Annotated in this window: 15 protein-coding genes and 5 pseudogenes; 15 read left to right on the top strand and 5 right to left on the bottom strand. The window is 55.3% G+C overall.

From position 1 onward, the window contains the following. Positions 1-121: 121 nt before the first annotated feature. The 4 genes from LOY56_RS15045 to LOY56_RS27040 all read left to right on the top strand — a co-directional run bounded on the left by LOY56_RS15045 (position 122) and on the right by LOY56_RS27040 (position 5404). Positions 122-1309: an efflux RND transporter periplasmic adaptor subunit gene (locus LOY56_RS15045; protein ID WP_258615175.1), complete on the top strand. Its 1188-nt coding sequence runs from the start codon at positions 122-124 to the stop codon at positions 1307-1309. Then, entirely contained in the window at positions 1306-4428 is a 3123-nt protein-coding gene (locus LOY56_RS15040) for an efflux RND transporter permease subunit (RefSeq protein WP_258615174.1), read from the top strand. The genes LOY56_RS15045 and LOY56_RS15040 overlap by 4 nt, the downstream gene beginning before the upstream one ends. A 254-nt stretch (positions 4429-4682) precedes the next feature. Continuing rightward, positions 4683-4994: a formylglycine-generating enzyme family protein gene (locus LOY56_RS15035; RefSeq protein WP_258615171.1), complete on the top strand. Its 312-nt coding sequence runs from the start codon at positions 4683-4685 to the stop codon at positions 4992-4994. Between the two features lie 14 nt (positions 4995-5008). Continuing rightward, entirely contained in the window at positions 5009-5404 is a 396-nt protein-coding gene (locus LOY56_RS27040) for a formylglycine-generating enzyme family protein (RefSeq protein ID WP_408980336.1), read from the top strand. 216 nt (positions 5405-5620) lie between these two features. On the opposite strand, the gene LOY56_RS15030 is transcribed toward LOY56_RS27040, so the two are convergent. Then, positions 5621-7408: an ABC transporter ATP-binding protein gene (locus tag LOY56_RS15030; RefSeq protein ID WP_258615170.1), complete on the bottom strand. Its 1788-nt coding sequence runs from the start codon at positions 7406-7408 to the stop codon at positions 5621-5623. A 496-nt stretch (positions 7409-7904) separates the two neighbouring features. Between LOY56_RS15030 and LOY56_RS15025 the strand changes: the two genes are divergently transcribed. After that, a complete protein-coding gene (locus tag LOY56_RS15025; RefSeq protein ID WP_258615169.1) occupies positions 7905-8948 on the top strand; it encodes a S9 family peptidase in 1044 nt (347 codons plus the stop codon). Between the two features lie 485 nt (positions 8949-9433). Here LOY56_RS15025 and LOY56_RS15020 read toward each other — a convergent pair whose 3' ends face one another. Further along, positions 9434-10507: an IS630 family transposase gene (locus LOY56_RS15020; protein ID WP_258615167.1), complete on the bottom strand. Its 1074-nt coding sequence runs from the start codon at positions 10505-10507 to the stop codon at positions 9434-9436. A 448-nt stretch (positions 10508-10955) separates the two neighbouring features. Here LOY56_RS15020 and LOY56_RS15015 point away from each other — a divergent pair. Together LOY56_RS15015 and LOY56_RS15010 are read left to right on the top strand one after the other, a co-directional pair. Further along, positions 10956-11114 (top strand): annotated as a pseudogene (locus LOY56_RS15015) (LysR family transcriptional regulator); the annotation flags it as partial. Between the two features lie 11 nt (positions 11115-11125). Continuing rightward, a pseudogene (locus LOY56_RS15010) lies at positions 11126-11421 on the top strand (glucose-6-phosphate isomerase); the annotation flags it as partial. 2 nt (positions 11422-11423) lie between these two features. On the opposite strand, the gene LOY56_RS15005 reads toward LOY56_RS15010, so the two are convergent. Next, a complete protein-coding gene (locus LOY56_RS15005; RefSeq protein WP_408980387.1) occupies positions 11424-12293 on the bottom strand; it encodes a substrate-binding domain-containing protein in 870 nt (289 codons plus the stop codon). A gap of 15 nt (positions 12294-12308) precedes the next feature. Further along, positions 12309-12440: pseudogene (locus tag LOY56_RS27035) on the bottom strand (LacI family DNA-binding transcriptional regulator); the annotation flags it as partial. A gap of 562 nt (positions 12441-13002) precedes the next feature. Here LOY56_RS27035 and LOY56_RS15000 point away from each other — a divergent pair. The 8 genes and pseudogenes from LOY56_RS15000 to LOY56_RS14965 all read left to right on the top strand — a co-directional run. Further along, positions 13003-14250, top strand: a complete 1248-nt coding sequence (locus tag LOY56_RS15000) for a carbohydrate porin (RefSeq protein WP_258615162.1) — start codon at positions 13003-13005, stop codon at positions 14248-14250. 77 nt (positions 14251-14327) lie between these two features. Next, entirely contained in the window at positions 14328-15632 is a 1305-nt protein-coding gene (locus tag LOY56_RS14995; protein WP_258615160.1) for an MFS transporter, read from the top strand. A 55-nt stretch (positions 15633-15687) separates the two neighbouring features. After that, positions 15688-17334: a glycoside hydrolase family 13 protein gene (locus tag LOY56_RS14990; protein WP_258615159.1), complete on the top strand. Its 1647-nt coding sequence runs from the start codon at positions 15688-15690 to the stop codon at positions 17332-17334. 434 nt (positions 17335-17768) lie between these two features. Continuing rightward, the gene (locus LOY56_RS14985; RefSeq protein ID WP_258615157.1) at positions 17769-18950 is read left to right on the top strand and encodes an ABC transporter ATP-binding protein; all 1182 of its coding nucleotides are present in this window, start codon (positions 17769-17771) and stop codon (positions 18948-18950) included. A 96-nt stretch (positions 18951-19046) separates the two neighbouring features. Continuing rightward, positions 19047-20321, top strand: a complete 1275-nt coding sequence (locus LOY56_RS14980; RefSeq protein ID WP_258615156.1) for an ABC transporter substrate-binding protein — start codon at positions 19047-19049, stop codon at positions 20319-20321. Continuing rightward, positions 20315-21301 (top strand): carbohydrate ABC transporter permease, encoded by a 987-nt coding sequence (locus LOY56_RS14975; RefSeq protein WP_258615154.1) that lies wholly within the window; start codon positions 20315-20317, stop codon positions 21299-21301. The genes LOY56_RS14980 and LOY56_RS14975 overlap by 7 nt, the downstream gene beginning before the upstream one ends. Positions 21302-21312: 11 nt before the next feature. Further along, positions 21313-22140 (top strand): carbohydrate ABC transporter permease, encoded by an 828-nt coding sequence (locus tag LOY56_RS14970; protein WP_258615150.1) that lies wholly within the window; start codon positions 21313-21315, stop codon positions 22138-22140. Between the two features lie 248 nt (positions 22141-22388). After that, positions 22389-22901 (top strand): annotated as a pseudogene (locus tag LOY56_RS14965) (amidohydrolase family protein); the annotation flags it as partial. 7 nt (positions 22902-22908) lie between these two features. On the opposite strand, the pseudogene LOY56_RS14960 reads toward LOY56_RS14965, so the two are convergent. Further along, positions 22909-23169, bottom strand: a pseudogene (locus tag LOY56_RS14960) (transposase); the annotation flags it as partial. Between the last annotated feature and the right edge of the window lie 297 nt (positions 23170-23466).

The raw sequence follows: 23466 nt of genomic DNA, 5'->3' as shown, positions 1-23466 counted from the left end.
GCTTTTCACTAAGTTCATTGCCTGTACGCCGTTCCTTCTCCGGTGAAAACTGGAGCTGCACCGGTGTGCGCAAAGCCTTTTTGCCGACACGTTTTTTCGGACTACCTCAATGAAAACTCCGATGAACCCGAACCTCGCCTTTGCGGGTGCGCCACGATCTCACCGCCTGTGGCTTGGGGCGGGTGTATGCCTGCTGCTGGTCAGCTTGGGAATATTGCTGCTTTGGCCTTCCGACGAGCCCGCAGCCTCCGTTGTACCCCCGCTGCGCGTCAGCACAGCCACGGCAGGTCCAGCGATGCTCGATCGTTCTGTACAGGTGAATGGAGCACTGGTTGCCCGCGAGGAAATCGCCATCAGTTCATCCGTGCCGGAACAGCGTGTGGCAAAGGTGAATGTGGAGGAGGGCGACAGTGTCCAGGCGCAACAGTTGCTGGCTCGCCTGGAAACCCAAGGGCTGGACGCGCAGGTTCGCCAGGCGCAAGCGGTATGGGCACGTGCGCGTGCTGCAGTCGGCCAACAGGAAGCTGTCACTGTTGAAGCACAAGCCACCTTCAAACGCATCGAGTCGCTGGGGGAAAGTGGGGCGGTCAGTGAGCAGCAGGTCGATGAGCGTCGTGCCCAGGCGGACTCAGCAGCCGCCAACCTGCGAGCTGCGCGTGCAGAAGTTGAGCAGGCGCTCGCGCAACTTGCCGACGCTCGCCACCACCGCAGCAAAGCTGATATCCGGGCACCTTTTGCAGGTGTCATCGTGGAGCGTATGGCACGTACCGGCGCGTTGAGCGGTGGTGAACCCATGTTCCGGCTGATTCGAGAGGGGGTCATCGAATTTGAAGGGGAGGTGGCGGAAACCGATCTGGTCGATATCACACCTGGGCAAACGCTCCGCGTCCAGATTGCCGGGATATCGTCTCCCATGAAGGGCACGATTCGACGGGTGGTACCCAAGGTTGATGCGCGATCCCGACTCGGTCGTGTGCGTATTGAGTTGGGCTATTCGCCTCTGCTTCGCGTTGGTACCTATGCCCAGGCGACGTTGGTCCTTGCGCCGCGCAAGCTCGACGTGACGCTGCCGGCTCGGGCGTTTTCTATCATCGATTCCCATCGGGCCTGGGTGATGCGTATCAATGATCAGGGGCTCATCACTCGTCAAACAGTGGCAACCGGTCGGCGCAGTGGCGACTTACTGGAGATTACCTCGGGCTTGCAGGCCGGCGAGCGTGTAGTCGCGAATGCATCTGCGTTTGTGCGCGAAGGCGACGTGGTGAACGGCTCCGCCGCTCCTGCGCCGCTGATCGAGGAGGCGCCATGAGCTTCCAGGTATCATCCTGGGCGATTCGGCGGCCCATTCCCACGCTGGTTCTGTTCTTCCTGTTGGCTGTTGTCGGCATCAGCGCGTTCGTGCGCCTGCCCATCAACGCGAACCCACGTGTGGACTTTCCCGTCGTCACCGTTGCTGTCACCCTGCCGGGAGCCGCGTCGAGCGAGTTGGAAAATGCTGTCACCCGCCGCGTGGAAAACGCCATTGCCGGGCTTGCCGGTATCCGGCACATGAGTTCAACACTGAGCGACGGCACTTCTCTGACCACGGTTGAATTTCAACTCGGCGTCGATCCTGACCGTGCAACGAATGACGTGCGCGAGGCCGTTACCGTGGTGCGCCCCGAGTTTCCTCCAGCCGTGCTGGAACCGCGCATTTCGCGGGTAGATGTCGAAGGGGGCGCGATCCTCTATTACGCAGTCGACTCCGCTGAGCGCAGTACCGTGGAGCTTTCGTGGTTTGTGGACGATACCGTCAGCCGAGCCTTGCTCGCGACACCCGGTGTTCAGCGTGTGCAGCGCATGGGGGGCGCGGACCGAGAGATCCGGATTGAACTCAAGCCGGAGCGGCTTGCCGCGCTAGGCATCAGTGCCGAACAGGTCAACACACAATTGGTGCAGGGCAATGTGGATGTGCCTGGCGGACGTATCATTCTCTACGGCCGCGAACAAGCCATCCGCACGCTAGGGAGCGCCGCAAGCATGGAGGCGCTAGCGGCCCGTCCGATCTCACTGCCTGGGGCGCGGTGGGCCACTCTGGCCGACCTCGCGACCGTGCACGACGACAGTAGCGAGAATCGGGAACTTGCCCGGTTGAATGATCGGGAAGTTGTTGGTTTTGCCGTTTATCGCGCCAAAGGCTCCAGTGACACCGTGGTTGCTCAGGGCGTTGAAGACACCATCGCCGGCCTCCAACGCAGTTATGGCGATCTCAAGATCCAACAGTTCGCCTCCACGGTGGACTACACCCGCGCCAGCTACAAAATGTCTATGATGACGTTGTTGGAAGGCGCGGGCTTGACCGTCATAGTGGTGTTCTTTTTCTTGCGCAACTGGCGCGCCACCCTGGTCGCGGCCATCGCGCTCCCGTTGTCGATCCTACCGACATTCGCCGCCATGGCATTGCTGGGCTACACCCTGAACAGCATCACCTTACTGGCCTTGACCTTGGTTATCGGCATCCTGGTCGATGATGCGATTGTCGAAATCGAAAACATTGAGCGTCATCTGGACATGGACAAACGCCCGTTCCGTGCCGCGATCGATGCCTCCGGTGCGATCGGCTTCGCAGTCGTTGCCATCACCGCGACCATTGTGGCCGTGTTTCTTCCGGTCAGCTTTATTGGTGGCTACATTGGACGTTACTTCACACAGTTCGGCATCACGGTTTCCGTGGCCGTACTGGCCTCTATGTTGGTCGCAAGGCTGGCAACACCGCTTCTCGCCGCCTATCTGATGCAGCCGAAGGCAGGTGTGGGTTCAGTAGGTCATGGCCCGCACGCCCAACCAGGCAAGTTGATGGCGCTCTATCTCAGATTGTTGGACTGGTCACTTCGGCATCGCCGCATAGCACTAGGGAGTGGGGTGGCGTTCCTTGTCAGCTCGCTTCTTTTGATTCCTTTGCTCCCCACGGGGTTCATGCCCGTGAGCGATCTGAGCCTTACGCAAGTCAACGTCGAGCTGACCCCGGGTACACCACTGGCTCAGACCGACGAGAAGCTCCGAGAGGCCGGCAACCAGATCGCCCAGCGCAAGGAAGTGAATGCTGTATTCACGCTGGCCGGAGGACAGGATGCAGCGGGCGCGAACGATGTCACCAAAGGCATGCTTCTGGTCCGCCTCAAGCCCCCGAGCGAACGGGAGCTGGATCAAAAAGGGTTCGAGCAATTGTTGCAGCAAGATCTGAATCAGTTAGACGACATACGATTCACATTCCAGGGGGGAAGCGATGCGCGTGATGTTTCCATCATCCTGCTCAGCGCGGATCCCGCAAAGCTGTCAGAGACAGCGAACGAACTTCAGCGACAAATGCGTGGAGTTGCAGGCATTGCCAACGTTCAGGTCAACGAGCCGCTTGCTCGCCCGGAATTGTTGATCCAGCCGCGTCTCCATGAAGCAGCACTGGCGAGAGTCTCTGCGTCCAGCATCGGCAACGTCATGCGTATCGCCACACTCGGCGAAGTCGATGCGAGTTCTGCTCGATTCGACCTGACTGATCGACAGGTACCTATTCGCGTCGTGCTGGATGAGCGCTCACGCAGTGACCTGGAGACTCTTCGAAATCTGAGCATTCCAACCGATGATGGCAATAGCGTTCCGCTTCATGCCGTCGCCACTCTCAGTTTCGCAGATGGGCCCGCGCGCATCGAACGCTTCGACCGTCTTCGGCGGGTGTCGGTGGACGCGGACCTGAGTTCTGGCTCCACCCTGGGCGATACCCTCGACAGCATCAATACCTTGCCTGTGCTGCAAGCGTTGCCTGAAGGCGTGCGTCGCGTTGAATATGGTGACGCCGAGTACATGAACGAGATGTTCGACAAGTTCGGTGTGGCTATGGGGTTTGGCATCCTGATGGTGTATGCCGTCCTCGTGCTGTTGTTCAAAGATTTTCTGCAGCCCATCACGATCCTGGTCGCGCTCCCGCTGTCCATCGGCGGCGCCATTGCAGGTCTGCTGCTCTATGGCGCAGCACTCGACCTTCCCGCGATGATCGGCATTTTGATGTTAATGGGCATCGTCACGAAGAACTCTATTCTTCTGGTCGAGTTCGCCAATGAAAAGCGCCGGGAAGGGGTTTCGCGCCGGGACGCACTTCTGCGGTCGGGAGCAGAGCGGGCCCGCCCGATCATCATGACGACCATCGCCATGGCCGCCGGCATGGTGCCCGCGGTCCTCAGCAGTGGTGCCGACAGTGGCTTTCGGGCGCCCATGGCGATTGCTGTGATCGGAGGTTTGATCACGTCTACCGTCCTGAGTCTGGTTTTCGTGCCGGTGGTATTCACTTATATGGACGACTTGCGAAGGTATCTCGCCCAAAGATTAATGCGATTGACCTCGGTCACCGAGATGGATCGGAAGGAAAGCGATTCCTTGCTCCCCCCGCACAGCTGAAATGCGAAGCAGGTGCGACGAGTGTCTCGGTATGGATCAAGGTCCGCAAGGACGTGCTCGCCAATACCAAAGCGACTTATCTGCAGCAGTGCAAGCGGTAGAACATCGGAAAGACAGGTGTGCCTCAACGACTGCGCATTAGCAACGAAATCAGGCCAACGGTTCGTGCTTGCAACTGGAGCGAGTCAGGGAGCCAATTTAGGTTAGCGTTCGCATGTCTCAACTCGCACAGCTATCGTGGAGAGAGCAACTCAATGGATAAGGCATTTCATGATCGCCGTTTATGGCCGCCAACGATGATCAATATCCCAGGCGGGCAAGCAAGTGTTAAAGACGAAGCGGCAGGGACTCGATGGACGGCGGATCTTCCACCGTATCGCATCGGACGTTATCCGATAACTGCATGGCAATACCAGCAACTCGTCAATGATTTCGCGGTCTCTGATGAGGAAGGCGACACCCCAAAAGTTGAGGTGTCGTGGCTGGACGCGATCAGTTTTTGCAACCAAATCTCCCTGCAGCAGGGGCTTACGCCGAGCTATCGCACGACTGTTGACGGGAAATAGAATGCGACTGGGGTGTGAACGGCTACCGGCTTCCCTCGGAAGCAGAATGGGAATTTGCATGCAGAGCCGGCAGCTCGGAGGTGCGATACGGGCCACTCGAAGACGTCGCTTGGTACCGTGAAAATTCAGAAGGGTGCATTCATCCAGTTGGAAGCAAGGCGGCGAATGCATGGGGCCTACATGACACTATTGGGAATGCATGGGAGTGGTGCTGGGATATCTACGACCCGGCAGTCTATGGCCCATATCGGGTGTTTCGCGGCGGAGGCTGGTGCGATCCGGCTCATGGATGCCGAGCCTCTTGCCGCCGGAAGAGCCACCCCACCTACTGCATTGATGACGTTGGTTTTCGGCTGGCTCAGTCTGTTTGTAACGGCCCGGTTATGAGTAGTGTGAAGCCAGAACTTTAGAGGTCGAAATATCTGGCCTGTACGGTAGGCGTGCGCCGTATTGAATATGGTGACACCGAGTACATGAACGAGATGTTCGACAAGTTCGGTGTTGCGTCAATAGATAAGGGGCGGGTCGGTAATGCTCCGTGCTACGAGTTCTCTTTCGCAGGCGTCTCTTTGTGAAGCGAGAAGCGTACGAAAACAAGGCCGCGAGGGAGCGCTTGAAGGAGGGGCTCAATGCCCCGACTTTACAAGCGCACCGTAAACGCCATTGAGCTTCGTCAATTCGGTATGTGTTCCCTTTTCAACGACGCGGCCACGTTGCAGAACGACGATTTGATCTGCGTGGCGAATGGTCGAGAGGCGGTGTGCGATCGTGATTGTGGTTCGCCCTTTTGACAGAGCTGCAAGGGCAACCTCCATGGCTTTTTCGGTACGGGTATCCAGCGCACTGGTCGCTTCATCAAGAAGAAGGACCGGAGGGTTGCGCAAAATCGTGCGTGCGAGTGCAAGACGCTGCTTTTCTCCTCCCGAAAACCTGTATCCACGATCTCCAACCAGCGTGTCATACCCTTCGGGCAAGGCGGATAAACTGTTGTGGATTTGCGCAATCTTGGCGGCCGCGATCAACTCTTCGTCGGTCGCGTCTGGTTTTGCAAAACGCAGGTTCTCTGCCACAGAGGCGTAGAGGAGATAAGGTTCCTGCGTTACTACGCCTAGCAAATCGGTAAGAGATTCAAAACTGAGACTACGAACATCCACGTCGTCATAACGGATTTCACCGGCATTGACATCGTACAGACGAGCCAGCAGATAACCCAGCGTGGTCTTACCTGATCCTGTGGCTCCCACGATGGCGACACTGGCCCCGGCAGGAATGTCGATTGAAATATCCGACAGTGTAGGTTCCTGGCTGCCGGGATAAGAAAACTCAACATTCTCCAGTCGAACCGCGCCTTGCATTTGCTGCCGATCTAAACAGACGGCGTCAGGTTGTTCGGTGATCTCTACGGGCTTGTCGAGGTACTCGAAAACCCGGGTGAACAAGGCTCGGGTGGTGCGCAACTCTCTCCCGATCTCCAGCAGACCTTCCAGCGGCCAAAGTAATTGCTCCTGCAAAGCGATCATCGCCACTAGCGTTCCGATAGTGACCAGAACGCCGGCATGCATCAACAAGCCACCCAGTAGAAGGGTGAGTGCCGGAAACATCGACAACATCAGCAAAATCAATTGCCACTGCCATTCTCCTGTGGTGTTAGAACGGACCTCCAGCCTTGCGACTTCCTTGGATGTACGCGTGAAACGTTGGGTCAAATGTGCGCCACGCCCCATAGTACGAGCCAAGATGACACCTGAAATTGAAAGAGACTCTTGGACCACAGCGGACATATCGCCAAGACGAACCTGCTGTTCGTGCGTAATGGCTTCACGCATCTTGCCGACGCGATCACTCAAGATGATAGAGATGGGCACCGCAATCATCGAAAACAGTGCGAGGCGCCAGTCAAGTAGAAACATGGCGATGGTTGTCATCACCACGATGCTGAAATTACGCGCCAGCTCGTTGGCCGTATTGGTGACGAGCATTTGTAGGCCCCCGATATCGCTGGCTATGCGTGATTGGATTTCACCAGAGCGTGTCGCTGAAAAGAAGGAGAGTGAGAGCGATTGCAGGTGCGAATATAACCTTACGCGCAGGTCGTGCATGATCGATTGGCCGATCTTCGTAGACATGACAATCTGAAGTGTATTGAGTCCTGCCGTTAGGGCGGCAACGCCAATCAGCCCACCAGCGAGATAGGCGAGCAGGCTCATATCGGCGTTAGGTAACGCCTCGTCAATAATTGTCCGCAGCATGAAAGGTGAGGCCATTCCGATGGCTGAACACACCAGGATCAGGCAGATGACCCGTGCTATTTGCAGTTTGTATGGAGTGAACAGCGCAATGATCCTGCTTGCCGAAACATGCTTGGCTGCAAGGTCATGGTAGGTGTGATTTTTTGCTACTTCAGGCTCTGACATTTTCTATTCCTGGCGTGTAGGTACTGAATTGTTTGCCTACTGTCGGTAGGTGTTCCAAACACCGATATTCCTAGGCCGGAACCACCCTGACGCGCGTTGTATCTCGGTCTATTCGCGGCAAATGCTCTCGAACGAAACGATGTCCTTCCCCCGGCGAGTCGTGATCCAGCGCCGCTGGCGAAAATCTGCCTTTCTCCCGGCCTTCTCATTCCCATAGACGAGGGACTTGGCAGCAGCGTATTATAGACTAATCACTTAGTCTATTAATTGTGAAGGAGTAAAGCAGTGCTACCAGCAGCGACCGCAAACACCTGTCCTAACCATCGGCAGCCGTCAGCCTGCTATCCACTCTGGGGGGTTAGCGGGCTGACGTGAAGATGCAGGGAGTTTTTAGATATGACGTTGGAAGCCTCGGTTTTCGCTTGATTCATTGATGTATGACGACACAAGCGATTAATGCGTGGGCTGCTATTTTCGGTGCGGATTCGAGGTCAGGATGTCAAAAAAATATACGGTTCTGGGTGTCGCTAGTGTCGTTGCGGTACTTCTAGGATTGGCTGTATTCGTGTTCCAAAACTTATCCGACATAGAATTCAAAGATGCTCGGGTCTCTACGTTGCAGTTTCGGGCAGGTGGAGCGGAGTTGGTCGGCACGCTGGCATTGCCCATGAATGTTCAATCAGCGCCCGTGGCTTTGATCATTCATGGTGATGGTCCTGTGGATCGCTTCGCATCCGATGGATACTTCCCGCTAATTAACAGCCTTCTCGATGCTGGGATAGGTGTCTTTACTTGGGATAAACAGGGTGTCGGGGAAAGCAGTGGGAATTGGCTCAACCAGTCGATGTCAGATCGTGCCACGGAAGCCGTGGCCGCACTTGCTCGAGTGCGCAAGGAAAGTGGCGTTGCAACAAATAAGGTAGGTTTTCTTGGTTTCTCCCAAGGTGGATGGGTAATACCGAGGGCTGCGAGTGAAGGGGATCCGGATTTTTCGGTAATTATCGGTGGGGCTGTAAGCTGGCGACGGCAGGGCATGTACTACACCGGGTTGCGACTGGCGGCTGAGGGGCGTACTCAAGATGAAATCAACGTAATCGTACGGGAGGAATACGAAAAGAATGACAAGATTTTCGGCAATCCAAATGAAAAATACACCTCTGATACTTTTCCAGATATGGACCGCACCCATTTCAACTTCGTTCTGAAAAATTACAACGAAGACGTGACTCCATCATTGAAAACCATGAAGGGGCCGGTTCTGGCGATTTGGGGGGCTATGGATTTGAATGTCAATGCAGCCGAAGACTCGAAAGTCTACAAGGAGCTATTTTCTGGCGTCAGGGACAGGCAAGTTATCGTTATCCCCGATGCCACTCACGGCCTGTTGAGAGCAGGGCTGTTTAATTATCAGTTGGTATCGCAATGGCCGATATGGAAGGAGTATTTATTCGTGGCTCTCGGGCGCCGATCATATGCTCCCGGCACCTTGCACTTTATTAGTGACTGGATCAGATCTTCGTCATCGAACGACCAATCGTAAGATGGCAAGAGGACAGCCGTAAATTGATTTGTTTGTAAGCGTCTGTGGGACAAACTGAATCGCCCCAAGTTTTGTAGATATCTCTTTACTTTAAACTGAGGCCAATCAGGAGGTGTCATGAGTAACCTGTGTTACTCCGAAGAATGCAAAACCCAAGCGGTCAATCTGGCGACTGAGAAGAAATTACCCGGCATCACAAGCAGCTCGATGCGCCAACAGTCAGTTGTGGCTCTCCTGAGATGATGAGGAGTGGTCGACGATACGGGCATTTTTCGAGCATACCTGCACTCCTGATCCCATCAGGTTGATAACAGTTTTCAGCGGGCTCAGCGCAGAATCTAATAGCTTGTCTTGGAGTTTGGTCTTTTTTGCTGTTGCAACGATCCGATAATAAGTCAAAAATTAAGTCTTCTATTGTTTAGGCAAGAAAAGAAACCCTTTAGATTTCAAACGGTCGGACGCTAGTGTGCTGTTTTGAAAATAACTTACCCGCGAGCCTGTGAGGCCATTACCTCACGGGCTCGCTGTATCTTGTTCAAGGTATCCTCTCCCTTCGCATTCCACACATAGCGGGTTGGCTGCGCATTTCGCAATGCCAGGAACGTGGTAATCGAACTCTCCAATTCGCGAACCGGACTGAAACTGCCCTCGCGTAAGTACACCGTGATGTCACGAAAGAAGCGCTCAACCATGTTCGTCCACGAGCTGGAGGTCGGGGTGAAATGCATGTGGAAGCGCTTGTGCTTCTCAAGCCAAGCCTTCACTTTCGGGTGTTTGTGGGTGGCGTAATTGTCCACGATCAGATGCAACTGAAGATGCTTGGGCGTTTCGCGATTGATCTTTTTGAGAAACTCCAGCCACTCCTGATGCTGGTGTTGTCGCTCGATGCAGCTGATCAAGCGTCCTTGAAGATAATCCAGTGCAGTGAACAAGGTGACCGTGCCGTGACGGATATAGTCATGCGATTGCGTACGGATATGTCCGATCCCCAGAGGCAAACCAGGTTGCGTGCGCTCCAAGGCTTGAACCTGGCTTTTCTCATCGCAGCAGAGCACCAACGCCTTGTCTGGCGGGTCGAGATACAGCCCGATAACATCCCAAAACTTCTCTTCAAAATGCGGATCATTGGACAGTTTGAAGGTGCGTGTCAGGTACGGTTTCAGGTCATTGGCGGCCCAGAGTCTGTGCACGCTGGTGGACGAGATCCCGGCGACTCGTGCCATGCTCCGGCAGCTCCATCGAGGCTCACCTATTCGCGGCTGAGTGACCTGCTCAAGGACACGGCACACGGCGTCAGCCGGCAAGGACGTTTTGCGCCCACGACCCGGCTTGTCGAGCAAACCGTCCAATCTCAGCGTTTGAAAACGCTGGCACCAACAGGTGATTGTGGGGAGTGAGAAGCCGGTCAAGCGAGCGATCTCTATCCGCGAACAACCTTGGGCTGCCAGCAGGATCAGCCGGGCGCGACGGCCGTCGCGCTGACTGATGATGGCCGAGCGTACTCGGCGGCTCAGTTCGGCTTGTTCTTCTGGGCTGAGGACGATCTCTTGGGCGTTCACTTGCGTTCCCCCGAGCGCTGAATGACAGAGAAAGTGTAGCTAAGACCGCAGAAAAATTATTTCGAGAACAGCACACTAGCTGGCGCTACCATCCGTGCGCTTCTGGCCAAAAGAGGGCCACAGGAGTATCAATGCTGGCCAACGCTTCCAGTTACAGACCCACCCTGACCGCCCCTGCGCAGTATCAATACCGTCGCCTCATAAACAAGGACGTTTCCCCCCCCACGTCGTAGCGACGTGAATTTTAAACACAACCCACCCCTGTTCATTGTTTTCCGCATGGATGAGTTTAATTTCGCAAGGCGTATTTGCTGGACGCTTACGGGTAGCCTGGTTCGGATTCCGTTACAGAAACTAATGATGTCGTTTTATGTTCTAATGACCACCGAAGGGAAGGTAGGCACTAATTGCAATAGGCTGGGTAAACCCAAAGTTTATAGTGACACCTATGGAAACCTTCAGAAGTATCGAATGCGTTGTGCGTAGCGCCGGGGTCGGCAGCTTCGCCGAGGCCGCACGATGCTTGAGCGATACCAGCTGCGGGGCCAAGAGTGTCGCTAAGCTGGAGGTGCACCTCGGAGTGCGGCTGTTCAGCGCCGCACCGCGGAAATTCCTTGCGAGGTGAAACGGCTTGCGCCGCATAAGGTTATCCCCGGAAATCGACCAAGCAATACCTTAGTTCTTGAGCGCATCGATCCCAAGCGGCTAGGCGCACTGATCGCGATGTACGAACACAAGGTCTATGTGCAGAGCGTGCTCTGGGGCATCAATGCGTTCGATCAGTGGGGGTGGAGTTGGGCAAAGAGCTGGGTAAAGGTGTGTACTCGCGAATTGTGGGGCAGGAGGAGGTGCGGGCGGAAGACGGCTCGACCCAAGGGCTGATTGGCTTTTTCCGCGGTCGGCATAGAGGCTGACCTTAGCCGGGGCAGAGGCCATCGGAATTACCTATTTTCAAGGTGGGCTGCCACAGCACCTGGAGGTTCTCGGGTGATTCGCCATCGAGCAGCGCGAGCATAAGCTCTATGATTTTTTTGCCGACGGCGAGTGGCTCGGCGGATTGCAAGGCGGTTATCTCATACCCCATGAGTGCGTCCGGAGGGAGGCCGTCATGAACAATGACCGACATTTCACTGCCTAGTTCGACACCCGCCTCGACGAGCGCGCGCATGGCTCCCGCCCCGCAGGGAGGATTATCCACAATGACTGCGGTTGGTCGAGGATCGCATAAGAGAAGGCGACTCATGGCCTCATAGCCCCCAGTGCGATCCAGGGTACTCTCCACCATGTACTGCGCTTCGACCGGTAGTTTCGCATCGGCCATCGCCTTGACGTATCCCTCGCGGGCCTGCGACACAAAATACAGCTCCCGCGGGCCGCTCAACAAGGCTATACGTTGGTGTTTGAGGCTGACCAGTCGTTCTACTGCCATGCGCAGGCCTGCCGCTGTGTCGAAGTCGAGCCAGGCGTATGGATCGGGCAGAATACTGCGGCCATAGGCCACGAAAGGAACACCTTTTTTGGCAAGATAGGACAATCGGGCGTCATGCAAGTGTGTTCGCGCCACGACCATACCGTCGATGCGTCGCCCTTCGATCATGCGCTGGTAGGTGCGGATTTCATCAGAGCCGGACGCTGAAGCGAGCATCAGATCCATATCCGATTTACCCAGCGTTTCAGTCATACCCGCGACAACTTGTACGAAATAGGGGTCGCCAAGGTCATGGACCATGAGCGGATAGACAATGCCGATGGCATCCGCGCGCCCGGTAGCCAGACGACGTGCCACGGGATTGGGTCGGTAACCCGCGGCTGCAGCGGCGGCGGTGATTCGTTCACGGGTCTTTTCGCTGACATCCGTGTAGCCATTGAGTGCGCGACTGACCGTGGTCTGGGACAACCCAAGCTTGTGGGCAAGTTCTTTTAGATTCATCGACGATGATCGCCTGAATGGGCAAGAGCGCTGTGCGGCTGCATCAGGCGCATGAAGTGAGTATTTTTACCAATACTACATTTCCCATGCTGATCATCAAAGCGCTTTGACTCATCGCGACAGTGGCGTCGGCCAACAGGGCGTATCCGTGTCACTCGATGCGGAGTCGCACTGATCTCCTGCTTGCACGTGTGACGGCATAGCGCCTTTGCCTCGGCGTACGCCGCCCTTCATGTAGCCACTGGCCAAGCCGCCAAAAATCCCGCTTGCGTCTTTTTTTGAGCTGCTATAGTCTTTTCTCCAAAGCGCTTTGGAATAAATTAGAAGCGCTTTGGTAATGATTAAAAGCGCTTTGGATTCAAGTATGTGATGTGTCTACAAAAACAATAATAGTTGGAGATATGCCATGGGTAATACAGCGAAAAGAGGCCGGTTCAGCCGCCCTCGCTCATGCGGCAGCAACGTTTTCACTGCTGGTCAATCAGGTGGCCAATTGGGCTCGTGGATTTCCCACGGTTACTTGCGTAGTCGCACAGGCAGTCATAGAGGTGGGCGTTGTACGCACATGAATGTGCTGCTATTGACCATCGGCTCCCTGGTTGGGATGTCGACCGCCATCGCGTCGGATCAAGAAGGGGAGTGGACCCAATTCAAGGGGTACCTGCGCGCAGGAGTCGGCAGCAGCGAAGGCCAAAAACAAGCGTGTTTCCAGTTGGCCGGCGCTCAGAGCAAATATCGACTTGGCAACGAGTGCGATAACTACAGCGAGCTTGAGCTCGATCAAAAGATGTTCCAGTTCGAGAGTGGCATGCAGTTGTCGGCCGTTGGTATGGTGAATCTGGCAAGCGATCTCAACAGGACACCCACCTTTAACGACAGCGATGGCAACAATGGACGTATTCGATTGCCACAATCGTACGTGCAGTTGACCGATATTCCCGGGTGGGACACTGCTCGCGTCTGGCTCGGCCGGATCTATTACCACCGCAACGACGTGAACATTAACGACTTTTACTATTGGAACCCGAGTGGTCTGGGCTCTGGCATCGACAATATTTCCGTCGGTCATGACCTCAAGTTCAGCTATGGCTTTTTCCGGGAAGACACTGTCGACTCCAAGGATCTGGCAACCCGTCACGATTTTCAATTGTCCGGCTTCCACCCCAACCCCGACGGCGAATTGCAGTTTGGTTTGTCTTATATCCCTGCGCGCGCCCCGCTCAGAGGGGACGATGGCGTTCAGGAGAATGCCCATGGTGGTTGGTCGGTCGCTGCGCAGCATACCCAGATCAATCTGCTGGGCGGCAAAAACAAACTGGCTTTCCAGTATGGCGTTGGGCCGGGTACCGGGCTTGGCAGCACCGGCTCCTTGACCAATGACACTCGCTACAAGAGCTACCGGATCGTTGAAGCATTCGGTTGGCAGGCTACCCAGAATTTTGGCGGTCAGTTGGTGGGCGTTTATCAACGTGATATCGCCCCGACCGGGTCGCAGACCTGGGTATCCCTGGGTGTGCGCCCGGAATACGCGTTTACTAAACATTTCAAGCTGCAAGGTGATCTGGGGCAAGACATCGTCACGCCGGACGATGGACCCACGCGCAACCTGACCAAGGCGAGTATCGCGCTGACACTGGGGGTGGATCGAGCGTTCATGGCACGCCCGGAACTGCGCCTCTTCTATACCTACGCGCGCTGGAACCAGGCGGCACAACAAGCGGCCGCTCCCGGTGACACGTTGTCGTCAACCGGCACCTTCGGTGATTCCCGCGACGGCTCGACAGCGGGATTGCAATTGGAGTGGTGGTGGTAACACGGGCGTTTCCTGAGTAAGGCAAACGTTTATAAAAACAAGAGACCAACGCGCTAGCGTTTACTAGAGAAAAGTTCATGACTGACAAAGTATTAAGACACGGCTACGTGTTACCTGAAATTAAGGTGACTTCTCTGGGTGAACGCTCCCGCGTAGATACTCTAAGTAAGGGTTTTGTTTTTCGTTATATGTTGTTGACCCTTGGTTTATTTACCGGTCTTATGACGCCGGTCACCATGTCGCTGGCGATCAGAGTGAGTGAACTTGTACCTGCCAACAAAAACGCCACACTCGGCTGGATTCTGGGGCTGGGTGCACTGTTCGCAACATTAGCTAACCCAGTTGCAGGTATGTTATCGGACCGTCTGCGCTCGCGTTTTGGTCGTCGTCGTCCGCTGCTCATCGGAGGGGTCCTAGGCGCCGTAGCGTGCTCAGTAGTGATAGGAGCGAGTACCAGTATTTCCGTTATCGCAGTGGCATGGTGCCTGACTCAGTTATTTAGTAATGCGTCCATTGCAGCGTTGGTGGCAATTGTCCCGGACCGGGTCCCGGTTTCGCAGCGCGCACAAATATCAGCTTTTTATGGCATGTCCGCCAATGTGGCAGTCTTTGCTGGAAGCACGATCGTGGCACTGACAGGAACTCAGGGGCCTGACATGTTTGTCTACCCGTGTTTGTTTGCCTTGTTCACCATGCTGGTATTTATCGCCTTCTATGACGACGAACCGACCGACCAGGCGCCAAAACGCCCGCTGAGCCTGGCGACGGTGGGTTCTGCTTTCTGGCTTAACCCGATGCGTCATCCTGATTTTGCATGGGCCTGGTTCAGTCGCTTCATGGTCTATCTCGGCACTGCGACGCTGATGACCTATCAGGTTTATTACCTTAGGGATGGCCTGGGTTATGAGCCGGCTGAAATCAGCGAAAAAATGCTGCTTACCACCCTTGGAATGACATTGATGGTGATTGTGGCTTCTTGGGGCTGCGGCCGGCTGTCTGACCGTATGCAACGACGCAAACCGTTCATTGTTATCTCGGGTGTCGTTTATGCACTCGGCGTCTTGTTGATTCCTTTGATTGGGGGTTTTAACGGCCTGATGGCGGGCATTATCGTTTCGTCTATTGGTTTGGGTGCTCACTTGGCTGTCGATCAGGCTCTGGTCGTGGATATCCTTCCCGGTAGTCAGACCGACGCGGCAAAGAATTTGGGAATAATCAACATCGCCAATGCGGTTCCGCAGACGGCGGCACCGATCTTTGGCCCATTGTTTTTGGCGATTAACTCTGTAGCGCAACAGAACTATGACGCGCTGTTCATGGCCGCAGCGATCTTCGCCATCGTAGGCTCATTTGCCGTGTTATTTGTTCGAGGCGCCCGTTAAGGCAATTGTTTTCTCAAAGTTATCATCTTACATGTTCAAACAAGTGGAGTTTCAAATGTCGGCTCAGATTAAACATCCGTTCGTGGCGGAATGCAGTACGGGGGCAGAGTGGTGGCGCAGTGCTGTCATCTATCAAATCTATCCGCGCTCTTTCGCCGACTCAAACGGTGACGGCATAGGTGATATTGTTGGGATTTCCTCGAAACTTCCCTATCTTTCTTCATTGGGGATAGATGCTATTTGGCTCTCTCCCTTCTATCGCTCTCCCCAGATGGATGGGGGTTATGATGTGGCGGATTACTGCGATGTAGATCCACTGTTTGGCACGTTGGGTGATTTCGATCGGATGCTGGAGCAGGCACACGATAAAGGGATCAAGGTCATCATCGATCTGGTCCCCAATCACACGTCTAGCGCCCATAAATGGTTTCGGTCGGCTCTCAAGGCGCCAGCGGGGGGGGGCGAGCGTAATTTCTACCACTTCCGTGAGGGCAAAGGCGAGAGCGGCGAGTTACCGCCGAACGAGTGGAAAAGCATTTTCGGCGGAAATGCGTGGTCGCGCATCCCCGGGGAAACACAGTGGTATCTGCACCTGTTTGATAGCAGCCAACCGGATCTTAATTGGGAAAACCCCGAGGTCCGGGCGGAGTTTGAAGGCATCTTGCGCTTTTGGTTGAAGCGTGGCGTCGATGGCTTCCGTGTCGATGTGGCACATGCCTTGGTGAAAGAGCCTGGTCTACCCGATTGGGATGGAAAAATCTCGGAAGATAGCGGCATCAACTTTGGGCCGATGTGGGACCAGGAAGGTGTCCACGAGATCTATCGCAGTTGGAACAAGGTGCTAAAGGAGTTCCCTGGCGATCGCATGCTGGTTGCCGAAGCCTGGGTACAGCCGCAATCTCGACTGGCGCGCTATGTACGCAATGATGAAATGCACCAGGCCTTCAACTTTGATTATCTGCTGGCTCGCTGGGATGCCACGGCATTGAGATATGTCATCGATACCTCCCTGGCTGCAGCAGCCGAGGTGGGCGCGCCGACGACCTGGGTGATGTCCAACCACGACACCGTCAGGCATACATCACGCTACGGCCTGAGCGAGCCGGGTTTGCGCCCTAACGGTATTGATGCATCGAGAGAGCAGCCAGATGAAGCGCTGGGGTTACGCCGGGCTCGTGCTGCGGCGCTCTTGACGCATGCATTGCCAGGCTCGGCTTACATCTATCAGGGTGAGGAGCTGGGTTTGCCTGAGCATACAACCCTTGATGCCGCTCACCGACAGGACCCAAGCTTTTTCCGTACCGACGGGGTGCTAATTGGTCGCGACGGTTGCCGTGTGCCGATCCCTTGGGTTTCGGGGGAAGCGTCCTGTGGGTTCAGCGTAGCCGGGGATTCCTGGTTGCCTCAGCCGGACTCATTTTCCCGGTACAGCGCAGATGTGCAGCAGGGGGATCCGCAATCAACGCTAGAGCTCTATCGTCAATTGCTGAAGCTGCGTCATGACTATGCATTAGGTAACGGTAGGTTGACCTGGTTGCCTTCGGCACAAGGTGTACTGCTGTTTGAAAATGGTCCGATCCGCATCGTAATCAATTTCACCGATCTGACCACCGCACTTCCTGACGGTCATGTGCTGATTTCCAGCGTGCCGATCGATCAACCGGGCGTTTTACCGGCCAATGCGGCGGCGTGGTTGACGTGAGGTGATTGATACCCCGCCCGGTAGGGCGGGGGAGTATCAACCGTGCGTCCATCGGTATTCACGAATGGGTGTCTGGGCGCGCAGTTTCTATAGTTTACTCAAGGCGCTCTGGGCGGTACTGCAAATGCCTGAGCGCAACGATAAGAACAAGAAGAAAGTTGGAGATATTTATGATCAGTACCGCTGGCCATCGTGAGCTCAACATTGCCCCTTCATTCGGGAGCGACGCTTGCACTGCCAATCACATCACGACCACAGCGCTCGTTTACTACCGCGATTTTCTGTACCCATTCGGCCTTCTGGCTATCTCGTCCCGAAAGATAAAGCTTTCCACTGGCCGCTGCCCGCGAATCGAGCAAGTGTCCAACCATTAATTGTGCGCTTGGCGCGATGCGGTCCGCTCAAGTTGTTCGCGTGGATGCTCTGGAGGAAAAATGTCACGAGTTCAGTTACGTAACGTAGGTAAGTCATACGATACCCACCAGATTATCAACAATGTGGATCTGGATATCGAGGACGGTGAGTTCTGTGTCTTCGTAGGTCCTTCCGGGTGCGGAAAATCGACATTGTTGCGCATGATTGCGGGGCTGGAGGACATCACCGCCGGCGAACTATTGATTGGCGACGTGCTCGCTAACACCGTGCCACCGGCCAAGCGGGGTGTGGCAATGGTATTTCAGTCTTACGCGTTGTACCCGCACATGAGCGTGTACGACAACATGGCCTTCGGGTTGAAACTGGCCGGCAAGGACAGCAAGGACATCAGGGCGCGTGTCTTGCGAGCGGCGAGTATTCTGCAGCTCGATCATCTGCTCGATCGCAAGCCCAAACAGCTTTCAGGTGGCCAGCGGCAACGGGTCGCCATTGGCAGGGCGATTGTCAGGAAACCCGGTGTGTTCCTGTTTGATGAGCCACTCTCCAACCTTGATGCCTCATTGCGCGTACAAATGCGGATCGAGATCGCCAAGCTGCATAAAGACCTCAAGGCAACCATGGTGTACGTGACTCACGATCAGGTTGAAGCCATGACCCTGGCGGATAAGATCGTGGTGCTCAATAAAGGCAATGTGGAGCAGATTGGAGCACCGCTGGAGCTGTACAACTATCCGAAAAATCTATTCGTCGCCGGATTCATTGGTTCACCCAGGATGAATTTCATCGATTGCAAGGTTGTTCGCATTGATCGCCAGGAAGCCATTGTCGCTCTGCCTGGCGGTACGCAGGTGGCGGTGGCAGTAGAGGCGGTCAGCGCCAAGCCAGGTGACGAGGTGATCCTTGGTATCCGCCCCGAACACTTGGTCATCTCTGAACAGGGCTTCAGCGGCAAGGTGGAAGTAGTGGAGCAACTCGGGGACGAGACCTATGCCTACCTGGACGTACCGGGGACCCGTGAAGGCCTGCTGACTGTTCGTTTGCCTGTGACGACGCTCGTCCGACTGGGCGATACGTTGACGCTCGGTGTGCCGAAACACAGTAGTCATTTGTTTGCCGCAGACCAAAGGGCCTACCCGAGGGGCAGGCCAACTGAGGTCACGCCCGTCGAGAGTAACCCTGTTCTGGTGGTGCCCGGCAATTCATCTGGTGCAGGCCAATTATCCGGAGGCGCGCTCCACTAGGATGCGGTCACCGAAGGTCAGAACACAACAATAATAATTTCGCAGGGCGCAACGCTATCCACGTGTGGCCCGTGCGTCAGCAAGGCTGGAGACAATATGAATATTCGTAACTTCACCACATCCGGATTGGGCCTACTCTTGGGTTCGTTACTGCAGGCAGGTGTCTGCAGCGCAGCGACTATTAGCATTTCCTGCAGCGCGACTGGCAAAGACCTGGAAATGTGTACCCAGAGTGCCGAGGCCTGGGCAAAACAAAGTGGCAACCAGGTCAATGTGGTGTCTTCACCAGACGCGGGCCGATTGGCGCTGTATCAACAATTACTGAGCGCTGGTTCATCGGATATCGATGTATTGCAGATCGATACCGTCTGGCCGGGTATCCTGGGGCAACACCTGGTTGACCTGAAGGAAAAGGCTGGTGGCGTGACAGACCAGCACTTTGCTTCCCTTATCCAAAACGACACAGTCGGCAATCGGCTGGTCGCAATGCCTTGGTATGCCGACTCAGGGGTGCTGTATTACCGCACGGATCTACTGGAAAAGTACAAGGCCAAGGTCCCCGAAACCTGGGAAGAGTTGAGCGCCACGGCAAAGATGATTCAGGATGCCGAGCGCACTGCCGGCCAAGACAAGTTATGGGGGTTTGTCTGGCAGGGCCGCAATTACGAAGGGCTTATGTGCAATGCTCTTGAGTGGGTGTCGAGCTACAACGGTGGCGCGATCGTCGATGCCACCGGCAAGGTGACGATTGACAGTCCCGAGGCGGTCGCCGCTCTGACGCTCGCCAAGAGCTGGGTGGGCAGCATCAGCCCGCAAGGCGTTCTGAACTACAGCGAGGAGGAGGCCCGCGGGGTATTCCAGTCCGGCGATGCGGTGTTCATGCGTAACTGGCCTTACGCACTGGCGCTGGCCAACAATGCCGGTAGTCCTGTCAAGGAAAAGGTCGGTATAGCGGTACTCCCCAAGGGAGGCGAAGAGGGGCGGCATACACCAGTCCTCGGCGGCTGGCAGTTAGCTGTTTCCAAATACTCGAAAAATCCCGACGCGGCGGCGGATCTGGTGATGTACCTCACCAGCGCGGCGGAGCAGAAGCGACGTGTCATCGCAGGAGGTTACTCCCCAACGATTACCGCCCTTTACAGCGACGAAAGTGTTCGCTCGGCTGTGGGGCCGGTCGTTGATGTCCTTCACGACACATTGACCAATGCCGTATTGCGACCTTCGGCGATCACCGGGGGCCGATACAGTCAGGTGAGCGCCGAGTTCTCCAATGCCGTTTATTCCGTTATTTCCGGCCGTACTGACGCCGCGACGAGTTTGAAGGATCTGGACAGCAAACTGTACAGAATGGGTCGAGGTGGAAAATGGTAAATACTACTGCTAAAGCATCTGCCGCTGATGCTTTTCCCTCCGGGAAACCAGGCAACTCAGGACCTCGTAATAGCTCTTTAACGCGTGACCGTGTGCGCTCAGCGTGGTTGTTTCTAGCCCCGATGCTGATAGTTCTGGTACTCATCGCTGGCTGGCCGCTCGCACGCACTATCTGGTTTGGCTTCACCGATGCCAACCTCGCGGATTTGAGCAGTGCACGGTTTGTTGGTTTTGGCAATTATCTGACTATTGACGATGGGCGCTGGTCGGGCTTGCTGACGGATCCTGATTGGTGGCATGCAGTATGGAACACCGCGTACTTTGCGGTTGTATCCGTCAGCCTGGAAGTCGTTTTCGGGACGATCGTTGCCTTGGTACTTAATGCCAATTTTCCAGGGCGAGCATTGGTGCGTGCGGCCGTTCTCATTCCCTGGGCTATCCCTACCATTGTCTCGGCGAAAATGTGGGGTTGGATGCTGAATGATCAGTTCGGGATTCTGAATCACGCATTGATGGCGCTGGGAATCATCAGTCATCCGCAAGCGTGGACGGCGGATCCGGACCTCTCGATGATTGCCGTTGTGATAGTAGACGTCTGGAAGACCACCCCATTCATGGCGTTGCTGATTTTGGCCGGCCTGCAGATGCTTCCTTCCGATTGTTACGAGGCAGCGAAGATTGATGGCATCCACCCGGTGCGGGTGTTTTTCAAAGTCACGTTGCCGTTGGTTCGGCCAGCCATCATGGTCGCCGTGCTTTTCCGCGCGCTTGATGCCTTGCGCGTGTTCGATCTCATTTATGTGCTGACCTCCAACAGTAAAGAGACAATGTCCATGTCGATCTATGCACGCCAACAGCTCCTGGACTTCCAGGAAGTCGGCTACGGTTCTGCTGCGTCCACGCTACTGTTTCTGGTCGTGGCCTTCTGCATCGTTCTATACATCGTGGCCGGTCGCGTTCGCTTCGACGAAGAGCAATAAGGGGATCTGCAATGAAAAAAGTGCTCGGGACCTGCGCCTTTTACCTACTGGTGGCGATGATTGTTTTCATTTCTGTCTTTCCGTTTTACTACGCGATCATCTCGTCGCTCAAACCGGCGTCTCAGATGTTCAATGTCGACTACTTTCCTAAATTCTGGCACTGGGAAAACTATGTTGCAGTGTTCCGTGAACAGCGGTTTGCGGCCAATATCCTGAACTCACTACTGGTCGCGTTCTCAGTGGTGGCCGTGTCGTTGTTGCTGAGCGTAACGGCCGCTTACGCGTTGGGTCGAATACGCTTTCGTGGACGCAACACGATCCTCGTGATCATCTTGGGGGTGTCCATGTTTCCACAGGTCGCGGTGCTGTCGGGCATGTTCGAGCTGATCCGTTTACTGGGTCTCTACAATAACTTGCTTGGCCTGACGCTTTCGTACCTGATTTTCACGCTTCCTTTTACGGTATGGGTCCTGACGACTTTTATCAGGGGCCTTCCCAAGGAGTTGGAAGAGGCGGCAATCATGGACGGAGCCAAGCCATGGACGATCATCACCCGTGTGTTGATGCCGCTCATGTGGCCGGTTCTGGTGACGACCGGGTTATTGGCTTTTGTGGCGGCGTGGAATGAGTTCCTCTTTGCCCTGACGTTCACCTTGACCAATGAACAACGCACAGTGCCGGTAGCCATTGCTCTGATCACCGGTGGCAGCGCTCACGAACTGCCCTGGGGCAACATTATGGCGGCCTCGGTCATTGTGACGATCCCCATTGTATTGTTGGTGCTGTTCTTCCAGCGGCGCATTGTTTCAGGGTTGACCGCAGGTGCAGTGAAAGGCTGATATCAGCCAGTCAATAAGTACGAGCATGTCTAGCGCCGAAGAGGAGATATCAATGGGTGTTTCGCCACGAGTGGCTCTTGGGCAACAGGGTCTGGAGCTTTCTCGCATCGTATTTGGCATGTGGCGCTTGAGTGATTGGTCGCTATCGGTTTCTGAGCGCCAAGGATTGATTGACGCAGCGCTTACCCTGGGGTGACGAGTTTCGATCATGCCGACATTTACGGCGACTATCAGGCTGAAAGCTGGCCTGGAAAGACTTCTTCGGCCATATCGCTGAACTGGACTGGCATGTCGAGCGGCACCGGCAGGTGGAGGATGTGCCGGGATTGATTCGTCGACTGATGCCGTTCGGCATCAAACTCGTGATTGATCACTTCGGCCGTCCGGATGCGCGTTTGGGCGTTGATCAACCAGGCTTTTCCGAGATGTTGGAGCTGGGGCTAAGCGGGCAAATGTGGATGAAAGTCTCCGGCATCTATCGATTGGCGGAGACGGATCAGCAGAACGTCGAATTCGCCCAGGCCGCACTGCCGTTGTTGGAGCAGAGTTTCGGTCTTCGCCGTTTAGTATGGGGCAGTGACTGGCCCCATACACAACATGAAGAAAGCATTGGTTTCGGTACGGTGGTCGAGCAGCTTCAAGCGCTGGAGTGTTCGACTCAGCTTATGCGGTCGTTGCTAGTAGACGCGCCCCAAACGTTGTTCGGATTCGCTTCTGACCGCGAGTTGGCGATCCCTGTCGGAAAGCGTGCATCGATATGATTTCTTTCAAATGAAGCACCAGCTCGAAGCGTTCATTGCCCAGAACCAACTTTCTGGCGGGGCGGCAAACTGTACGGCGCTCGCGAGTGTGAGCCTGTGCGACGTGGGCAACGTAACCCCCATTGAGGGATCGATTGCGACGCAACTCGCGGCTGATCGTAGAGGGGCTTCGGCCAAGCATTCGAGCTATCTCGCGCTGACTAAGATCTTGATATTGCCCGACCTGGATCGTGGCGCGTTCTTCGACGCTGAGTTCTGTATAGGACATGGCGGCACCTTACCGGAGGGTGAGGTGTTGCACTCAGTTTTCGCGGCCGCCCTCCAATTGGATATGAGCAGAACCCAATAGCGTTGCCTAAAACTGCTTCTTTTTTGCTCTTGATACCCCCAAAAAACAAGTCCAAAATTGAGTCTTTTCCTGCTTCGGGAAGAAAAGAAACCCCTAAGATTTCAATGGGTCGGACGCTAGATGCGAGTCTCGTTTCCCGCTCCAAATATTGCACTGCAGAGTTCCACTGGATTCTGTAAGTGATTGAAAAAAGGACCTTCGGGTCCTTTTTTCGTT

The organism is Pseudomonas sp. B21-048 (assembly GCF_024748615.1).
GTDB lineage: Bacteria > Pseudomonadota > Gammaproteobacteria > Pseudomonadales > Pseudomonadaceae > Aquipseudomonas.
The sequence above is the reverse complement of the archived record's forward strand: the minus strand, read 5'-3'. Positions and strand labels throughout refer to the sequence as shown.

Bases quoted from the DNA above. Each gene is read 5' to 3' on its own strand.
- LOY56_RS15045 (WP_258615175.1), top strand. From the start codon at position 122: ATGAACCCGAACCTCGCCTTTGCGGGTGCGCCACGATCTCACCGCCTG.
- LOY56_RS15040 (WP_258615174.1), top strand. From the start codon at position 1,306: ATGAGCTTCCAGGTATCATCCTGGGCGATTCGGCGGCCCATTCCCACG.
- LOY56_RS15035 (WP_258615171.1), top strand. From the start codon at position 4,683: ATGGATAAGGCATTTCATGATCGCCGTTTATGGCCGCCAACGATGATC.
- LOY56_RS15030 (WP_258615170.1), bottom strand. From the start codon at position 7,408: ATGTCAGAGCCTGAAGTAGCAAAAAATCACACCTACCATGACCTTGCA.
- LOY56_RS15025 (WP_258615169.1), top strand. From the start codon at position 7,905: ATGTCAAAAAAATATACGGTTCTGGGTGTCGCTAGTGTCGTTGCGGTA.
- LOY56_RS15000 (WP_258615162.1), top strand. From the start codon at position 13,003: ATGAATGTGCTGCTATTGACCATCGGCTCCCTGGTTGGGATGTCGACC.
- LOY56_RS14995 (WP_258615160.1), top strand. From the start codon at position 14,328: ATGACTGACAAAGTATTAAGACACGGCTACGTGTTACCTGAAATTAAG.
- LOY56_RS14990 (WP_258615159.1), top strand. From the start codon at position 15,688: ATGTCGGCTCAGATTAAACATCCGTTCGTGGCGGAATGCAGTACGGGG.
- LOY56_RS14985 (WP_258615157.1), top strand. From the start codon at position 17,769: ATGTCACGAGTTCAGTTACGTAACGTAGGTAAGTCATACGATACCCAC.
- LOY56_RS14980 (WP_258615156.1), top strand. From the start codon at position 19,047: ATGAATATTCGTAACTTCACCACATCCGGATTGGGCCTACTCTTGGGT.
- LOY56_RS14975 (WP_258615154.1), top strand. From the start codon at position 20,315: ATGGTAAATACTACTGCTAAAGCATCTGCCGCTGATGCTTTTCCCTCC.
- LOY56_RS14970 (WP_258615150.1), top strand. From the start codon at position 21,313: ATGAAAAAAGTGCTCGGGACCTGCGCCTTTTACCTACTGGTGGCGATG.